7 protein-coding genes are annotated in these 11,087 nt (G+C 63.4%); 5 read left to right on the forward strand and 2 right to left on the reverse strand.

The annotated features are described in order from the left end of the window. Nucleotides 1-6: 6 nt before the first annotated feature. Complete coding sequence (locus XH89_RS21580; RefSeq protein WP_194462443.1) at nt 7-882, reverse strand: MBL fold metallo-hydrolase; 876 nt, start codon at nt 880-882, stop codon at nt 7-9. 256 nt (nt 883-1,138) lie between these two features. Between XH89_RS21580 and XH89_RS21585 the strand changes: the two genes are divergently transcribed. The 4 genes from XH89_RS21585 to XH89_RS21600 all read left to right on the forward strand — a co-directional run bounded on the left by XH89_RS21585 (nt 1,139) and on the right by XH89_RS21600 (nt 8,046). Next, nucleotides 1,139-3,355: an alkaline phosphatase family protein gene (locus tag XH89_RS21585; protein WP_194462444.1), complete on the forward strand. Its 2,217-nt coding sequence runs from the start codon at nt 1,139-1,141 to the stop codon at nt 3,353-3,355. A 496-nt stretch (nt 3,356-3,851) separates the two neighbouring features. Next, on the forward strand, nt 3,852-5,714 hold the full coding sequence (locus tag XH89_RS21590; RefSeq protein WP_246767581.1) for an adenylate/guanylate cyclase domain-containing protein: 1,863 nt from the start codon (nt 3,852-3,854) through the stop codon (nt 5,712-5,714). A gap of 140 nt (nt 5,715-5,854) precedes the next feature. After that, a complete protein-coding gene (locus XH89_RS21595) occupies nt 5,855-6,598 on the forward strand; it encodes a phosphatase PAP2 family protein (RefSeq protein WP_246767899.1) in 744 nt (247 codons plus the stop codon). A gap of 38 nt (nt 6,599-6,636) precedes the next feature. Next, a complete protein-coding gene (locus XH89_RS21600; protein ID WP_194462446.1) occupies nt 6,637-8,046 on the forward strand; it encodes a S8 family serine peptidase in 1,410 nt (469 codons plus the stop codon). Between the two features lie 12 nt (nt 8,047-8,058). Here the strand turns inward: XH89_RS21600 and XH89_RS21605 are convergent, their stop codons facing one another. After that, the gene (locus XH89_RS21605; protein ID WP_194462447.1) at nt 8,059-9,681 is read right to left on the reverse strand and encodes an ABC-F family ATP-binding cassette domain-containing protein; all 1,623 of its coding nucleotides are present in this window, start codon (nt 9,679-9,681) and stop codon (nt 8,059-8,061) included. A 194-nt stretch (nt 9,682-9,875) separates the two neighbouring features. Here XH89_RS21605 and XH89_RS21610 point away from each other — a divergent pair, with 194 nt between their 5' ends. Further along, the gene (locus XH89_RS21610) at nt 9,876-10,964 is read left to right on the forward strand and encodes a hypothetical protein (RefSeq protein ID WP_194462448.1); all 1,089 of its coding nucleotides are present in this window, start codon (nt 9,876-9,878) and stop codon (nt 10,962-10,964) included. The last annotated feature ends 123 nt before the right edge of the window (nt 10,965-11,087 follow it).

Below are 11,087 nucleotides of genomic sequence, written 5' to 3' on the forward strand. Positions count from 1 at the left end.
TGTCGGCTACTCCCGCTTGAAGCGGTAATCAAACGCGGCGCCGAACGGTTTGATCACTCCGACCGTCGGCGCCGGAAAATGGATCGGCAGGATCAGCGTGTCGGTGTCCGCGACGGAGGCGAAGAACTTCCGCCGCGACACCGCCGACTGCTTCGCGTCCCAATCGGGCTTCGACGACCACTCCGGCTCGCGGCATTGGATCTGGTGATGCATGAGGTCGCCGGCGACCACCGCGCGCTGGCCTTTCGAGAAGATGTTCACGCAGCAATGGCAGGGCGAATGCCCTGGCGTCGGCGTCAACGTGACGGTGTCGTCAAGCGCATAATCGTCGTCGACCAGCAGCGCCTGCCCTGCCTCGACGATCGGCAGGCAATTGTCGCGAAACACCGTGCCGGGCGGATTGTTGCCCTTGGCGTTTTCGGCCTCCCAGGCTGCATACTCGCGCTTGTGGAAGACGTATTTCGCATTCGGGAACGTCGGCACCCAGCGGCCATCACGGAGCGTGGTGTTCCAGCCGGTATGGTCGATGTGCAGATGCGTGCAGAAGACGTAGTCGATCTGCTCGAAGCCGATGCCGAGCGCGAACAATTCGTTGCGCCAGCGTTCCTTGCCCGGAAAATCGAACGGCGGCGGATGGCCCTTATCCTCGCCGGTGCAGGTATCGACCAGAATGGTGTAGCGCGGCGTCCGCACGACAAAGGTCTGATAGGTGATGACGATCATGCCGCGCGCGGCGTCGAACACCTCCGGCTCCATCGTCGGCAGATGATGCCTGAATACGGCCTCGTCATACGCCGGGAAAAAATCCTGCGGGCGCCGCCATGGCCCTTCCCGCTCGATCACCGCATCGATGGTGATGTCGCCGATCCGAAGCTGCTTCACGCGTCCCTCCCGATTTTTCTCAAGCGTAGCGAACGGGTTCGCAGCGTTCAAGACGCATGAGCGCATACGCGCGCTGACGGGTTCCCATCGCTTGCGCGACAGAGCTTCAGTTGGACGCTTGCGACAGCATTCACACGGCGACGCAGATGCGTCGCCCAGGCGTCACACGCGCGTCGTCGGCCACGCTCGATAATCTCCGCCTCATTTTAGACTGATCGCGCACAGATTGTGCAGCAGAAAGCATGGGGGCACCCAAGTGAAGAAGCTCTTCTCCGTGATAACGTCGATATCGCTCGCGGCAACGCTGGCCGGCGCTGCGGCGCCGGCACACGCCGATCAGGATGACAACGGCCGCGACCGCGGCTTCGACAACTTCCGCGATCGCGACCATGATCGAGGCCATCACCACGGCCGCAGGTCCCCGCCGGTGGTCCTCATCTCGCTCGACGGCGCAAAGCCCGATTTCATCCAGCAGTTCATCGAGGAAGGCGTGCTTCCGCGCGACGGCGGGCTGGCGCGGCTGAGCCGCCATGGCGCGGTGGCGCTGCAGAACATCACGGCCTCGCCCTCGCTCACCGCGGTCTCCCATATCGAGATCGCCACCGGCTCGACCGCCGTCCACAACGATATCCCCTCCAACACCTTCCAGGCGATCGTCGGCCCGATCACATCGAGCTTCAGCGGCTTCGCGGCGCCGATCGGCGGCTATCGCGAGAGCCCGCTTGGGCCCTCGCCGCAGCCGACCGCGGCGCCGCTGTGGGTGCAACTGCGCCAGCAGGGCAAGAAAGTGGTCACCGCGACGTGGCCGGGCGGCGACGGCGCCGACATCTCGATCAACGGCACCGTGGTACAACCGGCCCAGCCGATCCGCGTCACCGACTACACCGTGCCGTTCGGCGCGTTCGGCGGGCTCAGCGCACAGGGCTTCCAGTTCTCGCAGTCGAACTTCATACCGGCTCCGGCGGTAGGCGCATCGCTCCAGGCGGCCGGCCACTTCTCGTTCAGCCCGGTGATGGCAACGCCGACGCCGATCGAGACGTTCTCATGCGCATCGGCGCAGACCGCGACCTGCACCAACGCGGCCACGCAAGACGTCAAATACGGGATCCGGGTGGCGGCGATCGACACCACCAACGACAACAAGGTCAACTACGACACCCTCGTGTTCTTCGACGACACACGCGGCATCACGGCCGGGCCGTTCGCGCCGCCGTCGACCGGACCCGCCTATGCGAAGTTCGGCGGGGAGAATGCGCCGTTCTTCTTCGAGGGCAGCGGCGCCAGGGTCGGCACCGCCTACTTCGTCTCGCAGCTTGCGCCCGATCTGTCGGCAGTGCACTTTGCCCGCTACAGCGCCAATTACATTCCGCGCAACACGCCGGTTCTGGCCGACGTCGACGACATCAACAACAGCATCGGGTTCTGGCGCCCGCAGGCCGATTTCCGCATCCCCGAGCGGCTGAGCGAGGGCTTCATCGGCTTCCCCGACATCGAGATCGAGGCGATGTACGAGGACATGGTCAAGACCTTCGTGCGCTACCAGGCCGATATCGGCGAGCGCGCGATCAAGAACCATCCCGACGCCGATCTGGTGATGATCTATATCGAGCAGCCGGACGGCTCCGAGCATCAGTTCCTGCTCACCGATCCCCGCCAAGGCACCAATCCGAAGGACCCGAGCTCGATCGGTGCCGGCCAGGACGCCGCCAAGGTCGCGCGCTACAAGTCCTACATCCGCTTCGCCTATAAGACCGCCGACAAGGCGGTGAAGCAGATCACCGAGGCGGCGGGGCCGGACAGCAACATCATCGTCGTGTCGGACCACGGCTTCGCGCCGTTCCACACCTCGGTCAGCATGACCAACATCCTGAAGAATGCCGGCATCGACACCAGCAAGGTGGCGATCCGCACCTCGGGTCCGGCGGTCAACATCTACGTCAACCTGCAGCAGCGCGAACAGAGCGGCACCGTCGACCCCGCAACCTACAGCGCGCTGGTGACGCAGATCGCTGATGCCGTGAAGAACGCGGTCGATCCCAATCCGAAGTTCAACGGCGCGCTCGAGGGCGGACGGCTCTTCACCGTTGTCGAGACCCGTCCGCTCCAATGCGAAGCCGGCATCGGGCAATGCACCAGCAAGAGCATCGGCCAGGATTTCGGCGATGTGTTCGCGCTGATGGCTCCGGGCTACAATTTCGACGGCATCCAGAACCCCGGCATCGCCCGGCTCGGCGATGCGCCGTTCAACGCGGCCACGACCTCGCTGTCGATGCCCAACTTCTACGGCGCCCACGGCCACGATCCCAGGCTGCCGGTGATGAGCGCAACCTTCATCGCCGCAGGCCCAGACATCCGCTACAACACCGCGATCCGACGCATGCACAATCTCGACGTCGCCCCGACCATCATGCAGATCCTCGGCGTCCGGCCGCACGGCGTCGATGGCGAGGTGCTGCGCGAGATTTTGCGGTAAGTGATGGCGACAGCGGATGGGCGCCGATCAGCGCCCATCCTGGAGAAATCTTGTCGCAGCGAGGAGTTACGCCTCGCGGTCGACCACGCCGTAAGATTGCACGGCATTTCTGCCCCTCAGCGGCAACGCGAGCATACCGACAAATTGCAACTGCAGGGCGGCGGCAAGAACTTGAGCGTCCGTGTGATTTCGTTCACAGCACCTTTCCAGTTCGGCTGTATGATCCAACATGCAACGCGGTGGTTTTCAGACCTTCTGCGGTCGCGTCGCTGAAAGCGATTGCGGCTCTGGGCAGATTGGCTGAAAAGTCCACCAGGCCCAGGCCCACTACCCGCTTCGCGGCGCAAGTTTCATAGGGGTTCGCCGACACGACAAGTTGGTCTCGTCTGACATGGCGCTCACCGGAGGGAGGTTTGCTGCTTATGATTTGGGGACCCCTTCGTTCAACACGAAAACACCGGCGCGCTCGTCAGCGAGCATTGGGAGCACCAGCTGTTTGCCGGTCGCTGTCAATGGCGTCACGTTCTGCTATCCTGCCCCCGTTCTGCCAAGCAACGGGGCAGTCAACGTGAACCATCCGGGGATCGATGTTGCAGAACCCCCGCCAACGCGGCGCGTGCTTGCAATCCTGGCCGCCGACGTCGTGGGCTATGCTCGCTTGACCGAGGTGGCCGAGGAGGCCACTCACATCCGCCTGCGCGCACTTCGTTTCGGCGTGATCAACCCGTGCATCGTGTCCTTCCGCGGCAGGATCGTGAAGAACACGGGGGACGGTTTTCTCGCCTCTTTCGATTCCTCGCTTGATGCCACACGCTGTGCGGTCGCATTGCAGCACGAAGTCGCGGCTGCGCAGACCCGCGAAGGGTACGATCGGAAGATACAATTTCGAATAGGTCTGAACGTCGCGCAGACCATCGTTGAAACGGAGGACATCTTCGGAAAGGGCGTCAATATAGCGGCGAGACTTGAGCAGTCAGCGCCTGCTGGGGGCGTGGTGCTTTCTGATGAGATGTTCCAGCAGATCAAGGACCGGCTCGACGTGCCCGTCCAGGACCTGGGCGTTCTCCGGCTCAAGCATCTTGCACGCCCCGTTCACGCTTATTCTCTCCTGCTGCCGGAGGCCGAACGATTGCCGTCGGGCGGCGGCCGCAAGGCGAGCCGCCAGGCCAAGGTGCCCTACATCGCGGTCCTGCCGTTTCGTACGCAGGGAGCGAACCCGGAAGACGATTACTTCGGCGATGGGACGGCCGGCGAGATCGTCGTGGCGCTCCAGAGCCTCCGCGGGCTGTTCGTCATTTCAAGCATGTCCACGTCCCCCTATCGTAGCGGACCGATCGACAGCCAGAGGATCGGCCAGGAACTCGGCGTCCGATACGTCCTGAGCGGCAGCATCCGGCGAGCAGACAAGCGGCTTCGCATTGGAGTCGAATTGACGGACGTCGAAGCGGGAATCTTGCTCTGGGCCGATCACTATGATGGCGATGTCTCCGAGCTGTTCGAATTTCAGAGCCGCATTGCGACACGCATCGTATGGAGCATAGCTCCCCAGGTCCGCGAGGCGGAGCTCAAGCGCGCGCTTCAAAAGCGCTCGGACAATCTCAATGCTTACGAGCTGCTCATGAAGGCGATCGACTTCATGTACCGCATGAATTTCTTCGACTTCGGCCGGGCGGGCGAGCTGTTGCAGGCCGCAATCGCCTCGGATCCGAGCTACGCGACCCCCTATGCCTATGCAGCGCTTTGGCACATCCACAATGTCGCACAAGGCTGGGGCGCCGAGGGTGGCCCCGATGCGGCGGAAGCGGCGCGCCTTGCCGGCGCGGCGGTCGATCGTGCGCCGGCGGACGGCTTCGCGCTCGCCGTTCTCGGACACACCAAGGCGCTGTTGTTCAAGGACTACGACGCCGCGCTCGACCTTTTCGATAGAGCGTTGAGCGCCTCGCCCGGGAACGCCATGGCCTGGACTCTTAGCAGTGGCGTGTACGGCTACCTGGGGGATGGCCAATCGGCGATTACGCGCGCCGAACAAGGATTGCGTCTATCGCCGGCCGATACACAGGCGTATTTCTACCTGATGTTCCTCGGCCAAGCCCATTACATAAATGGCAATTACGACGAAGCGGTCGTGTGGGCCCGCAAGACCGCCGCTCTGAATGGACGGCTATCCGCCAACCTGCGTGTTCTAGCAGCCGCCTATATTGCAAATGGCCAGCACGAGGAGGCGCGAAGCGTCACCCGGATGCTTTTGGACATACAACCTCGATTCAAGCTTTCGGCCTATCGTGAGCGATGCCCCTTCAAACCAGGTTTGCGGGAGCGCTTCATCGATCATTTGCGCGAGGCCGGCTTGCCGGATTGAAACCATGCTGCATTTGCAGCGAACCACAGGAGGATCCCGTCATGGGGGGAAATTGGTTCGGAGGCAACTGGTTTGGTGGCAATTGGTTCGGAGGAAACTGGACGGGCGGATCGGGCGGCGGCGGAGCACCCGTGTTCGCTATGAGGGCAGATCGGCCGCTTGCCGAGATCGCCATCACGCGGTCCTACGACGCCAAGTTCCGAGACGCGGAGTGGGACCCGGATCTGCGCGCCATCACGATCCTTCCTGAGTTTCTGGCGCAGAGCATCAAAGGCAAGCAATGGCAGGCGGCGGTTGCGCTGCCGCCGCCCACTTACCCGGTCACTGCGAAGATGATCGACGAGGTCCTGGTGCTTGCCGTTGCCGAGCGGCCGGAAGCGCTTGGCGAAATCGTGGAGGAGGACCAGAATTTTCAGCTGCGCTGGCTGCAGCTTCTCAACATGAGCGCCACAGCCTATCCACATACGTTCCTGCTGATGAAGATCGTGGCCCGCGTCGGCGAGTTCGCGATGGTCAAGCTCAAGCTGCAATATTCCAACATGAGCGGCGCCGCACCCCCACCCTATTGGTACCAGCCGCGACCAAGCCAGGTCTGCCCGACGCTTTATCCGCCGGTCCAGGTTCCGGGCCACCCGTCCTATCCGGCCGGACACGCGCTAATTGGCACGCTCACCTCCGAATGCCTGGCCGACTTGTTGCCTCAGTACAAGGAACCATTGCACGCATTGGCCGCGCGAGTCGCGATGAATCGGGTGATCGCGGGATTGCATTATCGCGAGGACATCGACGCGGGCGCCAGGGCCGCGGTCGCCCTGAAGCCCTTTCTGACGGCTTGCCCGTTCTACGCGGCCACATTCCAGCTCGCCCGGGATGAATGGAAGTGAAATCACGCGCAACCTGACCTACGGCAGCGGAGGCAGTCATGAAGGCTTGGGACCTGCGCACCGGCTATGTGCGGGTGCTGGTGCAACGCAATCAGAACGGCGTGCTCGTGAAGGCGACAAACGACCTGCTCAAGGGCGATAGTCCGATCGGCACGATGCGTGATTACATCCACGAGAACGCGGCACCCGACTTTTTGATCGACGGTGAGTTCGGCGCCTTGCCGATTTGGGATGGCGCCGATCAGCGACCTGCAGTCTCGCCCAAGGACAGGGGCGAGAAAGCGTTCTCACTCCTCGCGCTCGAGAAATCGAAGAAATTTCTGATCCGCGCCTACGTTTCTCCCGCGAGCCTCGCCAAGCCGGACTTCAACGACGGCGAGCCGGTCTGGTTGGATTCCGATGTGCGCGGCTTGCTTGCTCTGCCTCCTGCCAACAACGCCACGGGCGACACAGAGACGCTTCGGCAGGACCTCAACGCCGCAACGCTGCACGACAACGGCCTCTACGGAACGGATGTCGCCGTCGCTATCGTTGATACCGGCACCTGCAGGCCACATCTTGCCAGGCGCCTCGGCTTCAATCCGACCCTGGATGTCGGCAATTCATGGACGCCGCCGACGGTGGCGACGAAGCCAGGCCTCCATCGGATCGGACACGGCACGATGTGCGCCTACGACGTGCTCGCAATTGCTCCGAACGTGACGCTGCTCGACTATCCCTTGCTGCTTGGACGTCCGGCCGGGGAGCACACCGTCAGTGCAACGATCGGCGAGATGATGCGCGGTTACCTGGTGCTGATCTGGCGCTGGGCGATCCTGGGATCCATTCCGCAGAGCGCACTCGTCGTCAACAACAGCTGGGGCATCTTTCATCCAAGCCTCGACGACTTTGCGCCCGGCGATCCCAGGCGCTACATCGACAATCCCGGTCATCCCTTCAGATTGTACATCGCCTTGCTCAAGGCATTCGGGGCCGACGTGCTTTTCGCCGCCGGGAACTGCGGTAACGGCTGCCCCAATGCCGTGTGTCTGCAGCGGACGACGGGAATGATCATGGGCGCCAATTCATACGACGAAGTGCTGACGCTCGCCGGCTGCGACATCCGCGACGTGCGCGTCTGCTATTCCTCGCAAGGACCGTCCATCGCGGGCATGCCTCCGCAGAAGCCTGATGTCACCGCCTATACGCAGTTTCTCGGCTCGAAGGTGCTGCGAGGCCCGCGCGGCTTCGAGCCGGATACGGGAACGTCGGCGGCATGTGCCGTGGCATCCGGGTGCGTCGCCGCGCTCCGAACGGCGCGGTCGCCCATCGCGACGGATCCGGCAACTATGATTGCGGTGCTGGAAGCGACAGCACATCCTATGGGCGGCGCGGTGCCCAACTACGATTACGGCTACGGCATCGTCCGGCCGGTGGCGGCCGGGCAAAGCCTGGGCATCATTCCATAAACGGAAATTGCCCTAGCTCCGCAGCCCCGGCGCTTCCTGCCCGGTCCGCGCCACGTATTCCGTATAACCGCCGCCATACTGGTGAATGCCCTCGGGCGTCAGCTCCAGCACGCGGTTCGAGAGTGTCGCGAGGAAATGCCGGTCGTGCGAAACGAACAGCATGGTGCCCTCGAAATCGGCCAGCGCCGTGATCAGCATTTCCTTGGTGGCGAGGTCGAGATGGTTGGTCGGCTCGTCCAGCACCAGGAAGTTCGGCGGATCGAACAACATCTTGGCCATCACGAGCCGCGCCTTCTCGCCGCCCGAGAGCACGCGGCAGCGCTTCTCGACGTCGTCGCCGGAGAAGCCGAAGCAGCCGGCGAGCGCGCGCAAGCTCCCCTGCCCCGCGGTCGGAAACTGGTCTTCCAGCGACTGGAACACGGTCCGCTCGCCGTCGAGCAGATCCATCGCGTGCTGGGCGAAATAGCCCATCTTGACGCTGCCGCCCAAGGCAACCGTGCCCTCGTCCGGATCGCTCGCGCCTGCGACGAGCTTGAGCAAGGTCGACTTGCCGGCGCCATTGACGCCCATCACGCACCAGCGCTCCCTGCGGCGGATCATGAAATCGAGCCCGTCATAGATGCGCTTGGTGCCGTAGCCCTTGTAGACGTTCTTCAGCGCGACGACGTCCTCGCCCGAACGCGGGGCCGGCGGGAAGTCGAACGCAATGCTCTGGCGACGGCGCGGCGGCTCGACGCGCTCGATCTTGTCGAGCTTCTTCACCCGGCTCTGCACCTGGGCCGCATGCGAGGCGCGCGCCTTGAAGCGCTCGATGAACTTGATCTCTTTCGCCAGCATCGCCTGCTGGCGCTCGAACTGCGCCTGCTGCTGCTTCTCGTTCAGCGCCCGCTGCTGCTCGTAGAACTCGTAGTTGCCGCTGTAGGTGGTCAGCGAGCCGGAATCGATCTCGACCACTTTCGAGATCACGCGGTTGATGAACTCGCGGTCATGCGAGGTCATCAGAAGCGTGCCTTCGTAATCGTGCAGGAACTTCTCCAGCCAGATCAGGCTTTCGAGGTCGAGATGGTTGCTCGGCTCGTCGAGCAGCATCACGTCGGGACGCATCAAGAGAATACGCGCCAGCGCCACGCGCATCTTCCAGCCGCCGGAGAGCTTGCCGACGTCGCCGTCCATCATCTCCTGGCTGAAGCCGAGGCCGGACAGCGCCTCGCGGGCGCGGCCGTCCAGCGCATAGCCGTCGAGTTCCTCGAAGGCGTGCTGCACCTCGCCGTAGCGGGCGATGATCTCGTCCATCTGGTCGGCTTTATCAGGGTCGGCCATATCGGCCTCGAGCTGGCGCAGCTCGGCCGCGACTTCGCTGACGGGACCGGCGCCATTCATCACCTCGGCGACGGCGCTGTGGCCAGACATCTCGCCGACGTCCTGGTTGAAATAGCCGATGGTAATGCCGCGATCGGTCGAGACCTGCCCTTCGTCGGGCAGTTCCTCACCGGCAATCATCCGGAACAGGGTGGTCTTGCCGGCGCCGTTCGGGCCGACGAGGCCGATCTTCTCGCCCTTGTTGAGGGCGGCGGAGGCTTCAATGAACAGGATCTGGTGGCCGGCTTGCTTGCTGACGTTGTCGAGGCGGATCATGGGGGTCTTTTGGGGGGATTTTGCGTTGCAGCGTATAGGCCATGCCGGCCTCCGAGGGAAGCCCGGCGGGGTACGGGTTTTCCCCTCCTGACAAATCCTTAGCGAATTTCCGTCACAACCGCTGATAGTGCCGCCCAGCGAATCCAATGGACGGCCGTCGATCTGACGTTTGGAATGCTCCTGGGGGAATACCGATGAAAATTCGCTTTGGCCTGGTCATGACCGCCGCGCTCATGCTCGGCGGCAGCGCCGCGATGGCTCAGACCCTGCCCGACTACATGGCGCCGATATCAGGCAAGCCCAATGCCGCGCCCGGCGATGTCGCCACCAGGGACGTGCTCGCGCTGAACACGGCGATGTTCGAGCTCTATGGCGACGCTGCTAAGGTGTTCCAGAAGAACATCCTCGACAAGCACCCCGTGATCCTCGGCCTGTTCTCCGGCGCCGGCGGACGGCTGATCCTCTATCGGCCGGGCCAGCCGCCGCTGGATGCGCCGCCGGTGCCGGTCGTCTATCAGCTGCTGAAATCGATCGGCCACAGCACCATGGCGCTGGCCGAAATCGTCGGCCCCTATGTCGACAATCCCGATAACAAATCCTGGCGCGGGGCGATGCTGTCGTTCCGCAGCCGGATGCAGTCGGCGCTGGACGGCCTCGACGCCACGCCAATGCAGGCCGACTGGCGCGACAACAACCGCACCATCCTGAAGAACAACATCGCCTTCATGGACGAATGCCTCGCGAGCGGCGTCATTCCGTTCGCGAAGCTGGAGGCCTTCGGCAAGCAGCAGGCCCCGTTCCTCGCCAGGAACGTGGCCTGGGCGGCCCAAACCCAGGTCGCGCACTGGATGGGCGTGTTGGCCGATTGGAAGGCGCAGCTCGGTCCCGACTGGGAGAAGACCTATGCCGCCAGTAACACCATCTATGTCACGCGGCAGAACAACGTGATCTTCAGCGTGCTCGCACAGTTCTTCGGTCCCGAGGCCATCAACACGCGTCTGCTGCTGATCGAGACGGTTTCATTCACGACGACGCCGGCTGACATGCTGGAATCGCTGACGCGGATCATCGCCGATCGCTCGGTCGGCGCGCTGTTCTTCGGCAATTATCACCTGATGGATTACGAGCTCATGGGGGGCGACGCGCGCGCCGCGATCATTGCCGAAACTGAAAAGCGCGGCATGAAGCCGTTCCTGCCGCCGCTGGTTCCGTTCGGCTCGAAGCAATGGCCGACCCTGGTCACGCCGGGCCCCGGCCCCGCGACCATCGCCGACCTCAAGTGACGCCTTGACCGAAAGCGTGCGCTGGATGAGAGGCGGCTGCGTTCGCGGCAGCCGCCTTCACCTCTCGTAAACGGCCGTACTGTTTTACTCCCGCTGCGGCGAATCGCGGCTGCAACGCCGTCA

Origin of the sequence: Bradyrhizobium sp. CCBAU 53340, assembly GCF_015291645.1 — a bacterium.
Lineage (GTDB): Bacteria > Pseudomonadota > Alphaproteobacteria > Rhizobiales > Xanthobacteraceae > Bradyrhizobium.

What these genes read in the sequence shown, in the direction of transcription:
- XH89_RS21595 (WP_246767899.1), top strand. Translation starts at nt 5,855, where the DNA reads ATGAGGGCAGATCGGCCGCTTGCCGAGATCGCCATCACGCGGTCCTAC.
- XH89_RS21600 (WP_194462446.1), top strand. Translation starts at nt 6,637, where the DNA reads ATGAAGGCTTGGGACCTGCGCACCGGCTATGTGCGGGTGCTGGTGCAA.
- XH89_RS21605 (WP_194462447.1), bottom strand. Translation starts at nt 9,681, where the DNA reads ATGATCCGCCTCGACAACGTCAGCAAGCAAGCCGGCCACCAGATCCTG.
- XH89_RS21610 (WP_194462448.1), top strand. Translation starts at nt 9,876, where the DNA reads ATGAAAATTCGCTTTGGCCTGGTCATGACCGCCGCGCTCATGCTCGGC.